Origin of the sequence: Pseudomonas sp. ICMP22404 (assembly GCF_006227205.1) — a bacterium.
Taxonomy (GTDB): domain Bacteria; phylum Pseudomonadota; class Gammaproteobacteria; order Pseudomonadales; family Pseudomonadaceae; genus Aquipseudomonas.
This window is the reverse complement of record NZ_VCNG01000001.1, coordinates 638,508-657,051: the sequence shown is the minus strand read 5'-3', so window position 1 is coordinate 657,051 and position 18,544 is coordinate 638,508. Positions and strand designations below refer to the sequence as shown.

The window sequence follows — 18,544 nt, the reverse complement described above, 5'->3', positions numbered from 1 at the left end:
GCGGATATGCAAGAGACTGAGAATGAAGGATTTGTTCCGAAGTGTTACCGGGCTACCCGATTTTCGACCGCACGGGCTGCCATGGAATCGCTGCTTTCAGGCGTAAAAAAAAGCCAACGCATGAGCGTTGGCTTTTTTTGTAGCAGTACTGCCGCAGGATCAGAAATCCAGGTTAGACACTGCCAGTGCGTTGCTCTCGATGAAGTCACGACGAGGCTCGACCGCATCACCCATCAGGGTGTTGAAGATCTGGTCCGCGCCAATGGCGTCTTCGATGGTCACTTTCAGCATCCGGCGCGAGCCCGGGTCCATGGTGGTTTCCCACAACTGATCCGGGTTCATCTCACCCAACCCTTTGTATCGCTGGATAGTGTGGCGCTTGGTGCTTTCGGCCATCAGCCATTCAAGGGCTTCCTTGAACTCGGTGACGGCTTTCTTGCGCTCGCCACGCTGGATGTAGGCGCCTTCATCCAGCAGCGTGCTCAGTTGCGCGCCGAGGGATACAACAGTCTTGTAGTCGTTGCTGCTGAAGAAGTCGCGGTTGAAGGTGACGTAGTTCGACAGACCGTGGGAGATCAGTTCGACCTCCGGCAGCCAGACGTTACGCTCGCGGTCTTCACGCAGGCTGGCTTTGTAGACCAGGCCGGACTTCTCGACGGTGCGCAGGCGGACTTCGTACTGGGCCAGCCAATCCTGCATCGCTGCGTGATCGGACAGTTGCTCCATGCTGACGGCAGGCAGATAGATGAAGTGCTCGGTCAGTTCCTGTGGGTACAGGCGGGACAGGCGCTTGAGGGTTTTCATCACCAGGCGGAAGTCGTTGACCAGGCGCTCGAGAGCCTCACCGGAAATGCCCGGGGCGTCTTCGTTCAGGTGCAGGCTCGCATCCTCCAGGGCCGACTGCGTCATGTACTCTTCCATGGCGTCGTCGTCTTTGATGTATTGCTCCTGCTTGCCTTTCTTGACCTTGTACAGCGGCGGCTGGGCGATATAGATGTAGCCGCGCTCGATCAGCTCCGGCAACTGACGGAAGAAGAACGTCAGCAGCAGGGTACGGATGTGCGAACCGTCGACGTCGGCGTCGGTCATGATGATGATGTTGTGATAGCGCAGCTTGTCGATGTTGTACTCTTCGCGGCCGATGCCACAGCCCAGCGCGGTGATGAGCGTGCCGACTTCCTGCGAGGAGATCATCTTGTCGAAGCGCGCCTTCTCGACGTTCAGGATCTTGCCCTTGAGGGGCAGGATGGCCTGGGTCCGGCGGTTGCGTCCCTGCTTGGCGGAGCCGCCAGCAGAGTCACCTTCCACGAGGTACAGTTCGGACAGGGCAGGGTCCTTTTCCTGGCAGTCAGCCAGTTTGCCCGGCAGGCCGGCGATGTCCAGGGCACCTTTGCGGCGGGTCATCTCACGGGCCTTGCGCGCCGCTTCACGGGCACGCGCGGCGTCGATCATCTTGCCGACCACCAATTTGGCTTCGTTCGGGTTTTCCAACAGGAAGTCGGAGAAATACTTGCCCATTTCCTGCTCGACCGCGGTCTTCACTTCGGAAGACACCAGCTTGTCCTTGGTCTGGGAGCTGAACTTCGGATCCGGCACTTTCACCGAAATGATCGCCGTCAGGCCTTCGCGAGCATCGTCACCGGTGGTGGCGACTTTATGCTTCTTCGCCAGGCCTTCCTGTTCGATGTAGTTGTTCAGGTTACGCGTCAACGCCGAACGGAAACCCACCAGGTGGGTGCCGCCATCGCGCTGCGGGATGTTGTTGGTGAAGCACAACAGGTTCTCGTTGAAGCTGTCGTTCCACTGCAGGGCGATTTCCACGCCGATGCCGTCTTCGCGCTGGATGTTGAAGTGGAACACCTGGTTGACCGCAGTCTTGTTGGTGTTCAGGTATTCAACGAATGCACGCAGGCCACCTTCGTACTTGAACAGCTCTTCCTTGCCGCTGCGCTCGTCCTTGAGGACGATGCCGACACCGGAGTTGAGGAAGGACAGCTCACGAATCCGCTTGGCCAGGATGTCCCAACTGAAGTGGATGTTCTTGAAGGTTTCGCTGGAAGCCTTGAAGTGGATCTGGGTACCGGTGGTTTCGCTGTCGCCAACGATGGCCATCGGTGCCTGGGGTACACCATGGACGTAGGTCTGTTCCCAGATTTTGCCGCTACGGCGCACGGTGAGCACCAGCTCCTCGGACAGCGCGTTGACCACAGAGACACCTACGCCGTGCAGCCCGCCGGAAACCTTGTAGGAGTTGTCATCGAATTTACCGCCGGCGTGCAGCACGGTCATGATGACCTCGGCCGCGGAAACGCCTTCTTCCTTGTGCACGTCTACCGGGATGCCCCGACCGTTGTCACGAACGGTGATGGATTCATCCGGGTGGATGATGATGCTGATGTCGTCGCAGTAGCCAGCGAGGGCTTCGTCGATGGAGTTGTCGACCACCTCGAACACCATGTGGTGCAGACCGCTGCCATCGTCGGTGTCACCAATGTACATACCGGGACGTTTGCGTACGGCATCCAGGCCTTTCAGCACTTTAATGCTCGTTGAGTCGTACGTATTTTCTTCGCTCAATGCCTTCACTCCCGATGGTCGTGGGTCTGGGTGATACGGCCCTGTTCCACGTGGAACAGAGCGACTGGCGTTTCCGTCTGCCAGCCTTCCCTCAATAATTCGTGATCTACACAGGTGATGAAAACCTGGCAGCGTAAGTCTTCCAGCAAACGGCAAAGCGCCCGACGGTGGGCCTCGTCCAGCTCGGACGGCAGGTCATCCACCAGATAAATACACTGACCGCGACGGGCCTGGCTGACCAGGTGCCCCTGGGCAATACGCAAGGCACACACCACCAACTTCTGCTGACCCCGGGACAAAATGTCCGCGGCGTTATGGGCGCCCAATCTGAGGCGCAAGTCAGCGCGTTGAGGTCCAGCCTGGGTATGGCCCATCTGCTGGTCCCGTTGCAGCGAGCCAGCCAGTACGGTGCTCAGTTCCCGGTCCTTGTCCCAGCCTCGGTAATAGCTGAGCGTCAGGCCCTCGAGCTCAACCAGCTCGCTCAAGGTCTGCTCGAAGACCGGTTTCAAGGCTTTGATGTAAGCGCGGCGGTATTCATCGATTTCAGCGCTGGCCTGGCACAGTTCCCTGTCCCAAACCGCTTGCGAAACGGCGTCAAGTGTACCATGTCGCAGCCAAGAGTTTCTCTGGCGCAGCGCCTTCTGCAAGCGCTGCCAGGTCGCCATGAAGCGCGGCTCCACGTGAAACACGCCCCAATCCAGGAATTGTCGGCGAATCTTCGGCGCCCCCTCCAGCAGACGGAAACTGTCCGGGTTGATCAACTGCAATGGCAGGATCTCCGCCAGTTGCGCGGCGCTGCGGGCGTTCTGGCCATCGATGCGGATCTGGAACTCGCCTTGCCGGTCCCGTGAAATGCCCAACGCGCTTTGCCCACCTTCCGCCAGCTCCACCTGTCCAAACACCGTACAGGCCAGTTGGTCGTACTGGATGACCGGTAACAGGCGGGTACTACGAAACGAACGGGCAAGCCCCAGCAGGTGTACGGCTTCCAGAACACTGGTTTTGCCGCTGCCGTTGGCGCCGTAAAGAATATTGATTCGGGGGGAGGGGGAGAAGGTCACCGGGTGCAGATTGCGCACCGCGGTGACCGAGACGCGACTTAAGGACATCTAGCTTCTGCTGATTATTACAGACGCATCGGCATGACAACGTAAGCCGAATCGTCGTTATCGGACTCCTGCACCAACGCACTGCTGTTGGAATCCGACAGGATCAGGCGTACTTGCTCAGTGGTCATCACACCCAGCACGTCGAGCAGGTAGCTGACGTTGAAGCCGATTTCCAGGGAGCCGCCGTTGTAATCAACGCCCACTTCTTCTTCCGCTTCTTCCTGTTCCGGGTTGTTCGCCTGGATTTTCAACTGACCGCTGGCCAGTTGCAGGCGGATGCCGCGGTACTTCTCGTTGGACAGAATCGCGGTACGGCTGAAGGCCTCGCGCAGCGCCTGGCGGTCACCCAGCACCAGTTTGTCGCCGCCTTTAGGCAACACACGCTCGTAGTCGGGGAACTTGCCGTCTACCAGCTTCGAGGTGAAGGTGAACTCCCCGGTGGTGGCGCGGATGTGGTGCTGGCCCAGCACGATGCTGACGTTGCCGTCCGGCTCGGTCAGCAGGCGCGCCAACTCCAGGATACCTTTGCGGGGTACGATCACCTGGTGGCGATCCGGCTGACCGATATCGGCCTGCATCGAGCACATCGCCAGGCGGTGACCGTCAGTGGCAACGGCGCGGATAACACCGGCAGACACTTCCAGCAGCATGCCGTTGAGGTAGTAACGCACGTCCTGCTGGGCCATGGCGAAGCTGGTGCGTTCGATCAAGCGGCGCAGCTTGCTTTGCTCAAGGCTGCAGGTCAGCGAGCCAGGGCCTTCTTCCACGGTCGGGAAGTCGTTGGCGGGCAGGGTCGACAGAGTGAAACGGCTGCGCCCGGCCTTGACCACGAGCTTCTGCTCATCGACCTTGATGTCGATCAGCGCATCGTTGGGCAGGCTCTTGCAGATGTCCATCAGCTTGCGCGCTGGCACGGTGATGGAACCCGGATCGGCCGGCTCTTCAAGCTGCACACGACCGACCAGCTCGACTTCCAGGTCGGTACCGGTCAGCGACAGTTGCTGGCCTTCGACAACCAGCAGCACGTTGGAAAGTACCGGCAAGGTCTGGCGGCGTTCGACGACGCCTGCGACCAGTTGCAGGGGTTTCAACAGGGCTTCGCGTTGAATGGTGAAATGCATGGTCTAGTCCCTTGCCTTAATAAGCTGCGCTAGTGGTCATCAAGTGGTCAGTGTACGCAGCAGGTTCTTGTAGTCCTCGCGGATGTCCGCGTCGGATTCCTTAAGTTCGTTGATCTTGCGGCAGGCGTGCAACACCGTGGTGTGGTCGCGTCCGCCAAACACATCGCCGATTTCCGGCAGGCTGTGGTTGGTCAGCTCCTTGGACAAGGCCATGGCCACCTGGCGCGGCCGGGCCACCGAACGCGAACGGCGTTTGGAGAGCAGATCGGATATCTTGATTTTGTAGTATTCAGCAACAGTTCGCTGAATGTTATCCACAGAAACCAGCTTGTCCTGAAGCGCCAGGAGATCCTTCAAGGACTCGCGAATCAGCTCGATGGTGATGTCGCGCCCCATGAAGTGGGAATGCGCGATCACCCGCTTGAGCGCACCTTCGAGCTCGCGCACGTTCGAACGGATACGCTGAGCGATGAAGAACGCGGCATCGTGCGGCAGCTCGACCTTGGCCTGGTCGGCCTTCTTCATCAGGATCGCCACCCGGGTTTCCAGTTCCGGCGGCTCGACGGCCACCGTCAGGCCCCAGCCGAAACGCGATTTCAGGCGCTCTTCCAGGCCTTCGATTTCCTTCGGATAACGGTCACTGGTGAGAATGACCTGCTGTCCGCCTTCAAGCAACGCGTTGAAGGTGTGGAAAAACTCTTCCTGAGAGCGTTCCTTACGGGCAAAGAACTGAATGTCGTCGATCAGCAGCGCATCCACCGAACGGTAGAAGCGCTTGAATTCGTTGATGGCATTCAGTTGCAGCGCCTTGACCATATCGGCCACGAAACGCTCGGAATGCAGGTACACGACCTTGGCATTCGGGTTCTTCTTTAATAAGTGGTTACCCACAGCGTGCATCAAGTGGGTTTTACCCAGGCCCACGCCGCCATACAGGAACAACGGGTTGTAGCCATGCTTGGGGTTGTCCGCCACCTGCCAGGCTGCCGCCCGGGCCAGTTGGTTGGATTTGCCTTCGACGAAGTTCTCGAAGGTAAAGGTGCGGTTCAGATAGCTGGTGTGCTTGAGCGCACCTTCGACCTGCACAGTGCGTTGCTCGGCGCGTACCGGCGCCTGTTGGGTACTGGCGCCCGCCATCGGGTCGAAGCTGTCCCGGGAGGGCTCTTCACTGGCTTCGGCCACTTTCTGCGGATTTCTTTTGCTTGGCGCGGGAGTCGGGGCGACCGGGCTTGCCGGTGCCACGGCAGCCTGGGCCTGGGAGGCCGCAGCAGCCAGCGGTGCATTCGGAGCCGCGCGCGGGGCCGAGCTGCGCTTGCTGCCTATTAATAAGGACAACGCAGGCGCCATGCCATTGCCATGCTCGTCAAGCAGCTCCATGACCCGACCCAGGTACTTTTCGTTGACCCAGTCGAGAACGAAACGGTTCGGTGCGTAGACGCGCAACTCGTCGCCTTCGGCTTCGACCTGTAGTGGGCGGATCCAAGTGTTGAATTGTTGGGCAGGCAGCTCATCGCGCAAAAGCTCCACGCACTGCTGCCAAAGTTCCACTGACACGGACATCCCCTAAGTTGAAAGCCGGTGAGGCAAAAACAAGCGGCCATTGTAGCGAGCAGACGTCCACTTATCCACACGCAGGTTCATCCTCATCCACGATTTATCAATGCGTTAACTCATAAAAAGACGACAGGCGGTCAGTGAATAAGCTCTGTGGATAACCGGGCCTGAGGTCGTTGTACAAGTGGGGGCGAAACTCGGTGGATAAGCGCGCTGTGGATAACTCACCTTTCCACACACAGCTTATCCGACTGCGTAGCACAGGCTGGACACTGCTTTCCCCTGTAGTTGTCATTCTCTGTACATGGCGATTTACAAGGGCTTGACCAGGTTATCCACAGACAGATGGCTGCCTAGCCTTTATAAGCTTCACAGAAAAGCTTTAAATAATTCCCTTCTTTATTTCTATATCTGGCGCTGTGTGATCAACGGCCGGCAGCCTGAACATCTATTTAAAGGAAACGTTGGTTGGAAATTGACCTATGGACTTGCTTTCTCTAGAATCCCCGGTCTCTTAAAACGGGGGCCATTCCGGCCCGTTGTGGACGAACCAGGTAACACGACATGAAACGTACTTTCCAACCAAGCACTATCAAACGCGCTCGTACCCACGGTTTCCGTGCTCGCATGGCTACCAAGAACGGTCGTGCCGTCCTGTCGCGTCGTCGCGCCAAAGGTCGTGCGCGTCTGGCAGTTTGATAATCCGGCACTGGAGGTGAGTCAGGACTTCAGTCGGGAAAAGCGTCTGCTTACACCCCGGCATTTCAAGGCAGTCTTTGACTCCCCTACCGGCAAGGTTCCGGGGAAAAATCTCCTGCTCCTTGCGCGCAGCAACGATCTCGATCACCCCCGCCTAGGGCTGGTTATCGGGAAAAAGAGCGTCAAGCTCTCCGTGCAGCGCAATCGCCTCAAACGTCTGATGCGCGAATCGTTCCGCCTGAACCAGGATTCACTGGTCGGATGGGACATTGTTATCGTCGCGCGCAAAGGTTTGGGGGACGTAGAAAACCCTGAACTGATTCAGCATTTCGGCAAGCTCTGGAAACGTCTGGCTCGCAACAAGCCAGCATCACCAGTCAACACCGAAACTGCAGGGGTAGACAGTCCCGATGCGTAAACTGGCACTCGTTCCGATCCAGTTTTACCGCTATGCCATTAGTCCTCTGATGGCCAGTCACTGTCGTTTCTACCCCAGCTGCTCCTGCTACGCGTACGAAGCCATAGAAAATCATGGCCTTCTGCGCGGTGGCTGGCTGACCTTTCGTCGTTTAGGTCGCTGTCATCCGTGGAATCCCGGCGGTTATGACCCGGTTCCGCCTATCCCTACCTCCCGTTCTTCTTCGATGGCCGAGTAATCATGGATATCAAACGCACGATCCTGATCGTCGCCCTGGCAATCGTGTCTTACGTCATGGTTCTTAAATGGAACCAGGACTATGGCCAGGCTGCCCTGCCGACTCAGAATGTTGCAGCCAGCAATACTGCACCGAGCCTGCCGGACACTGCTTCCGGTAACAACGCTGCCAGCAGTGACGACATTCCACGCGCGGCAAGCGATACCAGTGCTCCCGCCGAAGCCCCTGTGGCTGCAAGCAAAGATCTGATCCAGATCAAGACCGACGTGCTCCAGTTGGCAATCGATCCACAGGGTGGTGACGTCGCCCAACTGACGCTGCCGCTTTATCCACGCCGCCAGGATCATCCGGACATTCCGTTCCAGCTGTTCGATAACGGTAACGAGCGGACTTATCTGGCCCAGAGCGGCCTGATCGGCACCAATGGCCCGGATGCCAGTCCGGCCGGTCGTCCGGTGTACGCTTCGGAGAAGAAAAGTTATCAACTGGCTGACGGTCAGGACCAATTGGTCGTGGACCTGAAGTTCAGCAAGGATGGCGTCAACTACATCAAGCGTTTCACGCTGAAACGTGGCCTGTATGACGTAGTTGTGTCCTACCTGATCGACAACCAGAGTGCACAGCCCTGGTCCGGTGCGATGTTCGCGCAGTTGAAACGTGATGCCAGCGCCGATCCTTCCTCCAGCACCGCCACCGGCACCGCGACTTACCTGGGCGCCGCCCTGTGGACAAGTTCCGAGCCGTACAAGAAAGTGTCCATGAAAGACATGGACAAGGCGCAGCTCAAGGAAACCGTCCAAGGTGGCTGGGTTGCCTGGTTGCAGCACTATTTTGTAACCGCCTGGATCCCGCAAAAGGGCGAAAGCAACATCGTCCAGACCCGCAAGGACAGCAAAGGCAACTACATCATCGGCTATACCGGTCCTGCATTGACCGCTGCGCCGGGCGCCAAGGCTGAAACCAGCGCTACGTTGTATGCCGGTCCAAAAAGTCAGGCCGTACTGAAACAGTTGTCCCCAGGTCTGGAATTGACCGTGGACTATGGTTTCCTGTGGTTCATTGCCCAGCCGATCTTCTGGCTGCTGCAACATATCCACAGCATCGTCGGTAACTGGGGCTGGTCGATCATCTTCCTGACCATGCTGATCAAGGGGTTGTTCTTCCCATTGTCGGCCGCCAGCTACAAGTCCATGGCTCGCATGCGCGCCGTGGCACCGAAACTGGCCGCTCTGAAAGAGCAACATGGCGATGACCGGCAGAAAATGTCCCAGGCCATGATGGAGCTGTACAAGAAAGAGAAGATCAACCCGCTGGGTGGTTGCTTGCCGATTCTCGTACAGATGCCTGTGTTCCTGTCGCTGTACTGGGTTCTGCTGGAAAGCGTGGAGATGCGCCAGGCGCCCTTCATGCTGTGGATTACCGACCTGTCGATCAAGGATCCGTTCTTCATCCTGCCGATCATCATGGGCGCCACCATGTTCATCCAGCAGCAGCTGAACCCGACGCCTCCGGACCCTATGCAGGCGAAGGTCATGAAGATGATGCCGATCATCTTCACCTTCTTCTTCCTGTGGTTCCCGGCCGGTCTGGTGCTGTACTGGGTTGTGAACAACGTGTTGTCCATTACTCAACAGTGGTACATCACGCGTAAGATCGAATCGGCTACGAAGAAAGCCGAGGCGTAACTTGCACTGTGGATAACCACACAAAACGCCCCCTAGTGGGGCGTTTTGCTATCTGTCACTTTTGTCTGGATACCGGTTTATGAGCACACCTCGTGAAACCATCGCCGCCGTTGCCACCGCCCAAGGTCGCGGTGGCGTCGGCATCGTCCGCATTTCGGGACCACTGGCCAGTGTCGCGGCCAAGGCCATCAGCGGTCGTGAGCTCAAGCCACGGTTTGCTCATTACGGCCCATTCTTCAGTGACGACCAGCAGGTGCTCGACGAAGGCCTCGCGCTGTATTTCCCGGGACCGAATTCATTCACCGGTGAAGATGTGCTGGAACTGCAGGGGCACGGCGGACCCATCGTGCTGGACATGCTGCTCAAGCGTTGCCTTGAACTGGGTTGTCGCCTGGCCCGGCCGGGCGAATTCAGTGAACGGGCCTTCCTCAACGACAAACTCGACCTGGCCCAGGCCGAAGCGATTGCCGACCTCATCGAGGCCAGTTCGGCACAGGCTGCGCGCAATGCCCTGCGTTCCTTGCAAGGCGCGTTCTCCCAACGCGTGCATGGCCTGACCGAACAACTGATCGGCCTGCGCATCTACGTCGAGGCAGCCATCGATTTTCCCGAAGAAGAAATCGACTTCCTCGCCGATGGCCATGTACTGAGCCTGCTCGACAAAGTGCGAGACGAGTTATCCACAGTGCTGCGGGAAGCGGGACAAGGGGCCTTGTTGCGCGACGGTATGACCGTGGTGATCGCCGGGCGACCGAACGCCGGCAAATCCAGCCTCCTCAACGCCCTCGCAGGCCGTGAGGCGGCGATTGTCACGGAGATTGCCGGCACGACCCGGGACATCTTGCGTGAACATATCCACATCGACGGCATGCCCTTGCACGTTGTGGATACCGCCGGGCTGCGCGATACCGATGACCAAGTAGAAAAGATTGGCGTTGAGCGGGCGCTGAAGGCCATTGGCGAGGCCGATCGTGTGTTGCTGGTGGTCGATGCGACGGCACCGGAAGCGGATGATCCTTTCGCGTTGTGGCCCGAGTTTCTCGAAGTGCGCCCGGATCCGGCGAAAGTCACGTTGATCCGTAACAAAGCCGACCTGACTGGCGAAGCGATAGCGCTTGAGGTCAGCGCTGACGGTCACGTGACCATCAGTCTGAGCGCAAAGGCCGCGGGACAGGGCCTGGAACTGCTGCGTGAACACCTCAAGGCCTGCATGGGCTACGAGCAAACCTCGGAAAGCAGCTTCAGCGCCCGGCGTCGTCACCTTGAAGCCTTGCGCCATGCCAGCGCCGCCCTGGAACACGGTCGTGCACAGCTGACGCTGGCGGGTGCCGGAGAATTACTGGCCGAAGATTTGCGCCAGGCTCAGCAGTTCCTGGGAGAAATCACCGGTGCCTTCAGCTCCGATGACTTGTTGGGCCGGATTTTCTCCAGCTTCTGCATCGGTAAGTAAGTCCTTCCCTCAAAACGGGCTGCACATCGCGTTCCCTGCGGCCCGGCTTCTCTTCTTGTCTTCCCTCGATTGCCCTTCATGGCGGCTTGCCCATGGGCGGATATGCGTTCCGCTTGTGGATTAAGCCCTGTGGGTAACTGACGTTGAGCTCAGTTGATAAACCCCCTTGGAAATTGAAGATAACCCGCCCTGTGGATAACCACTCACTTAATCCACAGGCTTACACCGGTTATCCAAACCCCTCAGCGCCAGATGATCACAGAGTTCAAGATCTCTGTACACATTGAAAATAAAGGCCTACAGAGTTTTATCCACAGAAAGGGTGGGCAGTAAGAATAAACATAAAAACAAAGGTTTTATAAATTTCTCTCTTTTTTATTTTTTTAACCGCGAGTTCTCCACAGCTGGTTAAATTTTGTGCAAAGGGTTCTTTAGGAAAGGGGAAGTCCCTATACTTGCCGACCTGGTCCAGAAAACGTTTGGGCCAGACTCATAACCTATTTCCGAATTACCTGAATTAAGCAGGCACGAGGTGCGTGGTGGATTTCCCTTCCCGTTTTGAAGTGATCGTCATCGGCGGCGGTCATGCCGGTACCGAGGCAGCACTTGCATCAGCACGCATGGGTGTAAAGACCCTGCTGTTGACGCATAACGTGGAAACCCTCGGTGCCATGAGCTGCAACCCAGCCATCGGTGGCATCGGCAAGAGCCATCTGGTCAAGGAAATCGACGCCCTCGGCGGTGCGATGGCCATGGCTACCGATAAAGGTGGTATCCAGTTTCGCGTATTGAACAGCCGCAAAGGCCCCGCCGTACGAGCCACTCGCGCCCAGGCCGACCGGGTCTTGTACAAGGCGGCTGTCCGCGAAATCCTGGAGAACCAGCCGAACCTGTGGATATTTCAACAAGCGGCCGATGACCTGATCGTCGAACAAGACCAGGTCCGCGGTGTTGTCACCCAGATGGGCCTGCGTTTCTTTGCCGATTCCGTGGTATTGACCACCGGAACCTTCCTCGGTGGACTTATCCACATCGGAATGCAGAACTATTCCGGCGGCCGCGCGGGCGATCCGCCGTCGATTGCCTTGGCTCAACGTCTGCGTGAATTGCCGCTGCGTGTAGGTCGCTTGAAAACCGGTACGCCGCCGCGAATTGACGGTCGGTCTGTGGATTTCTCGGTCATGACCGAACAACCGGGTGATACGCCAATCCCGGTGATGTCGTTCATGGGCTCGAAAGAACAGCATCCGCAACAGGTGAGCTGCTGGATTACCCACACCAATGCCCGCACCCACGAGATCATTGCCGCCAACCTGGATCGCTCGCCGATGTATTCAGGCGTGATCGAAGGCGTCGGCCCACGTTATTGCCCGTCGATCGAAGACAAGATCCATCGCTTTGCCGACAAGGAAAGCCACCAGGTCTTCATCGAACCGGAAGGCCTGACGACCCACGAGCTTTACCCCAACGGGATCTCGACGTCCCTGCCGTTCGACGTGCAACTGCAGATCGTGCAGTCGATCCGCGGCATGGAAAACGCGCACATCGTTCGTCCGGGCTACGCCATCGAATACGACTACTTCGATCCCCGTGACCTGAAGTACAGCCTGGAAACCAAGGTCATCGGCGGCCTGTTCTTTGCCGGGCAGATAAACGGCACCACCGGCTACGAAGAAGCCGGTGCCCAGGGTTTGCTGGCCGGGACCAACGCGGCGTTGCGTGCCCAGGGCAAGGACAGCTGGTGCCCGCGTCGCGACGAAGCGTACATCGGTGTGTTGGTGGACGATCTGATCACCCTGGGCACCCAGGAACCGTATCGGATGTTTACGTCCCGCGCGGAATATCGCCTGATCCTGCGCGAAGACAACGCCGATCTGCGCCTGACCGAGAAAGGCCGCGAGCTGGGACTGGTGGATGACGTGCGTTGGGCCGCGTTCTGCAAGAAACGCGAAGGTATCGAACTGGAAGAACAACGGCTGAAAAGCACCTGGGTTCGTCCCGGTACCGAGCAGGGCGATGCCATCGCGGCGAAGTTCGGCACGCCGCTGACACACGAATACAACCTGCTCAACCTCTTGAGTCGGCCGGAAATCGATTACGCCGGGCTGGTGGAAGTGACCGGCCAGGGCGCGGACGATCCACAGGTCGCCGAACAAGTCGAGATCAAGACCAAGTACGCCGGGTACATCGACCGCCAGCAGGACGAAATCGCTCGTCTGCGCGCCAGCGAGGACACGAAACTGCCTGTGGATATCGATTACACGGTCATTTCCGGCCTGTCGAAGGAAATCCAGAGCAAGCTCGGCACAACCCGACCGGAGACCTTGGGCCAGGCGTCACGCATTCCTGGCGTGACCCCGGCGGCGATTTCCCTGTTGATGATTCATTTGAAAAAACGCGGCGCGGGCCGTCAGTTGGAGCAAAGCGCTTGAGTTCGATGGTCACCTCGCAACACGCCGAAGAGTTATCCACAGGCGCCCGCCAGCTTGGGGTCAGCCTGAGCGAGGCCCAGCATGCACAACTGCTGGGTTATCTGGCGTTGTTGATCAAATGGAACAAGGCCTACAACCTGACTGCCGTGCGCGATCCGGACGAAATGGTGTCGAGGCATCTGCTGGACAGTCTCAGCGTGATGTCTTTCATCGAAAACGGTCGCTGGCTCGATGTGGGCAGCGGCGGCGGCATGCCCGGCATCCCGCTGGCGATCCTGTTTCCGGACTCGCAAGTGACCTGCCTGGACAGCAACGGCAAGAAAACCCGCTTCCTGACCCAGGTCAAACTCGAGCTCAAGCTGGATAACCTGCAAGTTATCCACAGCCGGGTCGAAGCGTTCCAACCTGCACAGCCGTTCAACGGGATCATCTCCCGGGCCTTCAGCAGCATGGAGAATTTCAGCAACTGGACGCGCCACCTGGGCGATGTCGAAACACGCTGGCTGGCAATGAAGGGCGTCCATCCGGCCGATGAGCTGGTAGCATTGCCGTCGGATTTCCACCTCGATAGCGAACACGCCCTGGCCGTACCCGGTTGCCAAGGCCAACGCCATCTGCTGATACTGCGCCGCACGGCATGATTGGGAACACAAGCAAGAATGGCTAAGGTATTCGCGATAGCGAACCAGAAGGGTGGTGTGGGCAAGACCACCACCTGCATCAACCTCGCAGCATCCCTGGTCGCGACCAAGCGTCGGGTGCTGTTGATCGATCTTGATCCACAGGGCAACGCCACCATGGGCAGCGGTGTGGATAAACATGGCCTGGAAAACTCCATCTACGACGTCCTGATCGGTGAATGCGATCTGGGCCAGGCCATGCATTTCTCCGAACACGGCGGTTATCAACTGCTGCCGGCCAACCGTGACCTGACGGCGGCCGAAGTGGTGCTGCTGGAAATGCAGATGAAGGAAAGCCGTCTGCGCAGCGCATTGGCGCCGATCCGGGAGAACTACGATTACATCCTGATCGATTGCCCGCCGTCGCTGTCGATGCTGACCCTCAACGCCCTGGTGGCCGCCGATGGGGTCATTATCCCCATGCAGTGCGAGTACTTTGCCCTGGAAGGGTTGAGCGACCTTGTGGATAACATCAAGCGCATCTCCGAATTGCTGAATCCGGCCCTGAAGGTCGAAGGCCTGTTGCGGACCATGTACGACCCGCGCCTGAGTCTGATGAACGACGTGTCGGTCCAGCTCAAGGAACACTTCGGCGAGCAGCTCTACGACACGGTCATTCCACGCAACATCCGGTTGGCCGAAGCACCGAGCTACGGCATGCCGGCCCTGGCCTACGACAAACAATCCCGTGGTGCGCTGGCTTACCTGGCCCTGGCGGGCGAAATGGTTCGCCGTCAGCGCCGCAACCCACGCACCGCTGCCGCCCAGCCAACTTAAGGAAACCCCATGGCCGTCAAGAAACGTGGTCTCGGACGTGGACTGGATGCGCTGCTCAGCGGTCCCACGGTCAGCGCGCTGGAAGAGCAGGCCGTACAGGCCGACCAGCGTGAGCTGCAACACCTGCCGCTGGATCTGATCCAGCGCGGCAAATATCAGCCACGCCGGGACATGGATCCGCAGGCGCTGGAAGAACTGGCCCAGTCGATCAAGGCCCAGGGCGTGATGCAGCCGATCGTGGTTCGTTCGATCGGTAGCGGGCGCTTCGAGATCATTGCCGGCGAACGCCGCTGGCGCGCCAGTCAGCAGGCCGGGCAGGAAACCATTCCGGCGATGGTGCGCGACGTATCGGATGAAACCGCGATTGCCATGGCGTTGATCGAGAACATCCAGCGCGAAGACCTCAACCCGATCGAGGAAGCGGTCGCCCTGCAGCGTCTGCAACAGGAATTCCAACTGACGCAGCAACAGGTCGCCGAGGCGGTGGGCAAATCCCGCGTCACCGTGGCCAACCTGTTGCGCTTGATTGCGTTGCCGGAAGTCATCAAGACCATGCTGTCCCATGGCGATCTGGAAATGGGTCATGCCCGGGCCTTGCTCGGATTGCCGGAAAATCAACAGGTTGAAGGGGCGCGACATGTTGTCGCACGAGGCCTGACCGTGCGCCAAACTGAGGCACTGGTTCGTCAGTGGCTGAGCGGTAAACCAGCCCCCGTCGAAGCCCCCAAACCGGACCCGGATATCGCCCGCCTGGAACAGCGCCTGGCCGAGCGGCTGGGCTCTACGGTGCAGATTCGCCACGGCAAGAAGGGCAAGGGACAATTGGTAATCGGTTACAACTCCCTCGATGAGCTGCAAGGCGTCCTTGCGCACATTCGCTGAAACAATTGCTCTTGTAGCGCGCAGTCGGAAATCACTACCCGGCAGTTGAATAGGGGCAGAACCGCCCCTATACTCTGCGCGCATTTTGTCGGCACAAATTATGCCAAGTTATTGATTTCAGGCAGCCGACCATTGGAGAGCAAAAGCGATGGAAACCCGCACGCCAAACCGCCTGCCATTCCATCGTCTGGCTGTTTTCCCGGTGTTGATGACCCAATTGGTCGTTGTACTGATCGCCTCGTTGGCGCTCTGGCAATGGCGCGGTGTCGTAGCCGGATATTCAGGTCTTTGCGGAGGCCTGATAGCCTTGCTTCCCAATATTTACTTCGCTCACAGGGCATTTCGGTTTTCCGGCGCCCGAGCAGCCCAAGCCATCGTCCGGTCTTTTTATGCCGGCGAGGCGGGGAAACTGATTTTGACGGCAGTGCTGTTTGCACTGACGTTCGCAGGTGTGAAGCCGTTGGCACCACTGGCTGTATTCGGTGTCTTCCTGTTGACCCAAATGGTCAGCTGGTTCGCTCCCCTGCTAATGAGAACAAGACTTTCGAGACCTTAGGGCGTTTGAGGCAACCATGGCAGAGACAACCGCTTCGGGCTATATCCAGCACCACTTGCAGAACCTGACCTTCGGTCAGCTACCCAACGGCGGCTGGGGCTTTGCCCACTCCGCAGCAGAAGCCAAGGAAATGGGTTTCTGGGCTTTCCACGTCGATACCCTCGGCTGGTCGGTCGCGCTGGGTCTGATCTTCGTTTTCCTTTTCCGCATGGCGGCCAAGAAGGCGACTTCGGGCCAGCCGGGTGCCTTGCAGAACTTCGTTGAAGTCCTGGTCGAGTTCGTCGACGGCAGCGTGAAGGACAGCTTCCACGGTCGTAGCCCGGTGATTGCACCGCTGGCACTGACCATTTTCGTCTGGGTGTTCCTGATGAACGCCGTCGACCTGGTACCGGTCGACTGGATTCCTCAACTGGCCATCCTGATCTCCGGTGACCACCACATCCCATTCCGCGCCGTGTCGACCACCGACCCGAACGCGACCCTGGGCATGGCGTTCTCGGTTTTCGCACTGATCATTTTCTATAGCATCAAGGTCAAGGGCATCGGCGGCTTCATCGGCGAACTGACCCTGCACCCGTTCGGCAGCAAGAACATCCTTGTTCAGGCACTGCTGATCCCGGTGAACTTCCTGCTGGAGTTCGTGACCCTGATCGCCAAGCCTATCTCTCTGGCTCTGCGTCTGTTCGGTAACATGTATGCCGGCGAGCTGGTGTTCATCCTCATCGCTGTGATGTTCGGCAGCGGCCTGCTCTGGCTCAGTGGCCTGGGCGTGGTACTGCAGTGGGCGTGGGCCGTATTCCACATCCTGATCATCACCCTGCAGGCGTTCATCTTCATGATGCTGACCATCGTCTACCTGTCGATGGCGCACGAAGAAAACCATTAAGGCCAGTCTCGACTAGTCTGATGTCCTTCCCGGTCAAACGGGGAGGGGCCCGAACAGGCCACGATGAAACGATTTGTTTTACCGCTTTAAATTAAAAAAACCTAAACCATACGACGTAAAAGTCGGGAGGAAAGATGGAAACTGTAGTTGGTCTAACCGCTATCGCTGTTGCACTGTTGATCGGCCTGGGCGCACTGGGTACCGCAATTGGTTTCGGCCTGTTGGGCGGCAAGTTCCTGGAAGGCGCTGCGCGTCAGCCAGAAATGGTTCCAATGCTGCAAGTCAAAATGTTCATCGTTGCCGGTCTGCTCGACGCCGTAACCATGATCGGTGTTGGTATCGCTCTGTTCTTCACCTTTGCGAACCCGTTCGTTGGTCAGATCGCTGGCTAATTACTCGGATGTTTCGAGTAGTTTGGTGTGATGGACAACGTAACTGCGAGGTGTTGGCGTGAACATTAATGCGACCCTGATTGGCCAGTCCGTTGCGTTCCTGATTTTTGTACTGTTCTGCATGAAGTTCGTATGGCCTCCGGTCATTGCGGCACTGCACGAACGTCAAAAGAAGATCGCTGATGGGCTGGACGCTGCCAGCCGAGCAGCTCGCGACCTGGAGTTGGCCCATGAGAAAGTGGGTCAGCAACTGCGCGAAGCGAAAGCTCAGGCAGCTGAAATCATCGAGCAAGCCAAGAAACGCGGTACCCAGATTGTCGACGAAGCCCGTGAACAGGCTCGTGTCGAAGCTGACCGTGTGAAGGCTCAGGCTCAAGCCGAGATCGAACAGGAACTGAACAGTGTCAAAGACGCGCTGCGTGCCCAAGTGGGTAGCCTGGCCGTTGGCGGTGCTTCGAAGATCCTGGGTGCCACAATCGATCAAAACGCGCACGCAGAGCTGGTTAACCAACTGGCTGCTGAAATCTAAGCGAGGGCGATCATGGCAGAACTGACCACGTTGGCCCGACCTTACGCTAAGGCGGCCTTCGAGCACGCTCAGGCCCACCAGCAACTGGCCAATTGGTCAGCCATGCTCGGCCTGGCAGCAGCGGTGTCGCAAGACGACACCATGCAGCGCGTGCTCAAGGCCCCGCGACTGACGAGCGCAGAAAAGGCCGCCACGTTCATTGACGTGTGCGGCGACAAGTTCGATGCCAAGGCACAGAATTTCATCCATGTCGTTGCTGAAAACGACCGTCTCCCGCTTCTGCCGGAGATCGCCGCCCTGTTCGACCTGTACAAGGCCGAGCAGGAGAAATCGGTAGACGTGGAAGTCACCAGTGCTTTTGCATTGAACCAAGAACAGCAAGACAAACTCGCCAAGGTTCTCAGTGCACGACTCAACCGGGAAGTGCGCCTGCAAGTCGAGGAAGACAAGTCCCTTATAGGGGGCGTTGTAATCCGCGCCGGCGACCTGGTTATCGATGGCTCGATTCGCGGCAAAATCGCGAAACTTGCCGAAGCATTGAAATCTTGAGTTTGAAGGG

18 protein-coding genes are annotated in these 18,544 nt (G+C 58.2%); 14 read left to right on the top strand and 4 right to left on the bottom strand.

Features of this window, described 5'->3' with window-relative positions; all coding sequences use genetic code 11:
• Positions 1 to 159: 159 nt before the first annotated feature.
• The 4 genes from gyrB to dnaA are packed head-to-tail and all read right to left on the bottom strand — an operon-like array spanning position 160 to position 6,361.
• Positions 160 to 2,577 carry a DNA topoisomerase (ATP-hydrolyzing) subunit B gene (gene gyrB / locus FGE05_RS03005; protein ID WP_139641414.1) on the bottom strand — a complete coding sequence of 806 codons (2,418 nt, stop codon included), beginning with the start codon at positions 2,575 to 2,577 and terminating at the stop codon, positions 160 to 162.
• Between the two features lie 5 nt (positions 2,578 to 2,582).
• Positions 2,583 to 3,686 (bottom strand): DNA replication/repair protein RecF, encoded by a 1,104-nt coding sequence (gene recF / locus FGE05_RS03000; protein WP_139641412.1) that lies wholly within the window; start codon positions 3,684 to 3,686, stop codon positions 2,583 to 2,585.
• A 17-nt stretch (positions 3,687 to 3,703) separates the two neighbouring features.
• Positions 3,704 to 4,807 (bottom strand): DNA polymerase III subunit beta, encoded by a 1,104-nt coding sequence (gene dnaN, locus FGE05_RS02995; RefSeq protein ID WP_139641410.1) that lies wholly within the window; start codon positions 4,805 to 4,807, stop codon positions 3,704 to 3,706.
• Positions 4,808 to 4,846: 39 nt separating this feature from the next.
• Positions 4,847 to 6,361 (bottom strand): chromosomal replication initiator protein DnaA, encoded by a 1,515-nt coding sequence (dnaA, locus tag FGE05_RS02990; protein WP_139641408.1) that lies wholly within the window; start codon positions 6,359 to 6,361, stop codon positions 4,847 to 4,849.
• A 564-nt stretch (positions 6,362 to 6,925) separates the two neighbouring features.
• On the opposite strand from dnaA, the gene rpmH reads away from it, so the two are divergent.
• The 14 genes from rpmH (at position 6,926) to FGE05_RS02920 (ending at position 18,534) form a co-directional block, all read left to right on the top strand.
• Positions 6,926 to 7,060: a 50S ribosomal protein L34 gene (rpmH, locus tag FGE05_RS02985; RefSeq protein ID WP_003213577.1), complete on the top strand. Its 135-nt coding sequence runs from the start codon at positions 6,926 to 6,928 to the stop codon at positions 7,058 to 7,060.
• 16 nt (positions 7,061 to 7,076) lie between these two features.
• Positions 7,077 to 7,478, top strand: coding sequence for a ribonuclease P protein component (gene rnpA / locus FGE05_RS02980; protein ID WP_041023039.1), 402 nt, complete (start codon positions 7,077 to 7,079; stop codon positions 7,476 to 7,478).
• Positions 7,471 to 7,716, top strand: coding sequence for a membrane protein insertion efficiency factor YidD (yidD, locus tag FGE05_RS02975; RefSeq protein ID WP_010465488.1), 246 nt, complete (start codon positions 7,471 to 7,473; stop codon positions 7,714 to 7,716). The genes rnpA and yidD overlap by 8 nt, the downstream gene beginning before the upstream one ends.
• Positions 7,717 to 7,718: 2 nt before the next feature.
• A complete protein-coding gene (gene yidC / locus FGE05_RS02970) occupies positions 7,719 to 9,401 on the top strand; it encodes a membrane protein insertase YidC (protein ID WP_139641407.1) in 1,683 nt (560 codons plus the stop codon).
• Between the two features lie 79 nt (positions 9,402 to 9,480).
• A complete protein-coding gene (gene mnmE, locus FGE05_RS02965) occupies positions 9,481 to 10,851 on the top strand; it encodes a tRNA uridine-5-carboxymethylaminomethyl(34) synthesis GTPase MnmE (RefSeq protein ID WP_139641406.1) in 1,371 nt (456 codons plus the stop codon).
• Between the two features lie 539 nt (positions 10,852 to 11,390).
• Positions 11,391 to 13,283, top strand: a complete 1,893-nt coding sequence (mnmG, locus tag FGE05_RS02960) for a tRNA uridine-5-carboxymethylaminomethyl(34) synthesis enzyme MnmG (protein WP_139641405.1) — start codon at positions 11,391 to 11,393, stop codon at positions 13,281 to 13,283.
• A gap of 5 nt (positions 13,284 to 13,288) precedes the next feature.
• On the top strand, positions 13,289 to 13,924 hold the full coding sequence (rsmG, locus tag FGE05_RS02955) for a 16S rRNA (guanine(527)-N(7))-methyltransferase RsmG (RefSeq protein ID WP_176562972.1): 636 nt from the start codon (positions 13,289 to 13,291) through the stop codon (positions 13,922 to 13,924).
• A gap of 18 nt (positions 13,925 to 13,942) precedes the next feature.
• Positions 13,943 to 14,740 carry a ParA family protein gene (locus FGE05_RS02950; protein WP_139641403.1) on the top strand — a complete coding sequence of 266 codons (798 nt, stop codon included), beginning with the start codon at positions 13,943 to 13,945 and terminating at the stop codon, positions 14,738 to 14,740.
• 9 nt (positions 14,741 to 14,749) lie between these two features.
• Positions 14,750 to 15,622, top strand: coding sequence for a ParB/RepB/Spo0J family partition protein (locus FGE05_RS02945; protein WP_139641402.1), 873 nt, complete (start codon positions 14,750 to 14,752; stop codon positions 15,620 to 15,622).
• A 148-nt stretch (positions 15,623 to 15,770) separates the two neighbouring features.
• Complete coding sequence (locus tag FGE05_RS02940) at positions 15,771 to 16,178, top strand: F0F1 ATP synthase subunit I (RefSeq protein WP_139641401.1); 408 nt, start codon at positions 15,771 to 15,773, stop codon at positions 16,176 to 16,178.
• Positions 16,179 to 16,194: 16 nt separating this feature from the next.
• Complete coding sequence (gene atpB / locus FGE05_RS02935; RefSeq protein WP_024777786.1) at positions 16,195 to 17,064, top strand: F0F1 ATP synthase subunit A; 870 nt, start codon at positions 16,195 to 16,197, stop codon at positions 17,062 to 17,064.
• Positions 17,065 to 17,198: 134 nt separating this feature from the next.
• Entirely contained in the window at positions 17,199 to 17,456 is a 258-nt protein-coding gene (gene atpE, locus FGE05_RS02930; RefSeq protein WP_003097235.1) for a F0F1 ATP synthase subunit C, read from the top strand.
• Between the two features lie 58 nt (positions 17,457 to 17,514).
• Positions 17,515 to 17,985 carry a F0F1 ATP synthase subunit B gene (locus tag FGE05_RS02925; RefSeq protein ID WP_030139033.1) on the top strand — a complete coding sequence of 157 codons (471 nt, stop codon included), beginning with the start codon at positions 17,515 to 17,517 and terminating at the stop codon, positions 17,983 to 17,985.
• A gap of 12 nt (positions 17,986 to 17,997) precedes the next feature.
• Positions 17,998 to 18,534, top strand: coding sequence for a F0F1 ATP synthase subunit delta (locus FGE05_RS02920; protein WP_003187192.1), 537 nt, complete (start codon positions 17,998 to 18,000; stop codon positions 18,532 to 18,534).
• Positions 18,535 to 18,544: the final 10 nt, after the last annotated feature.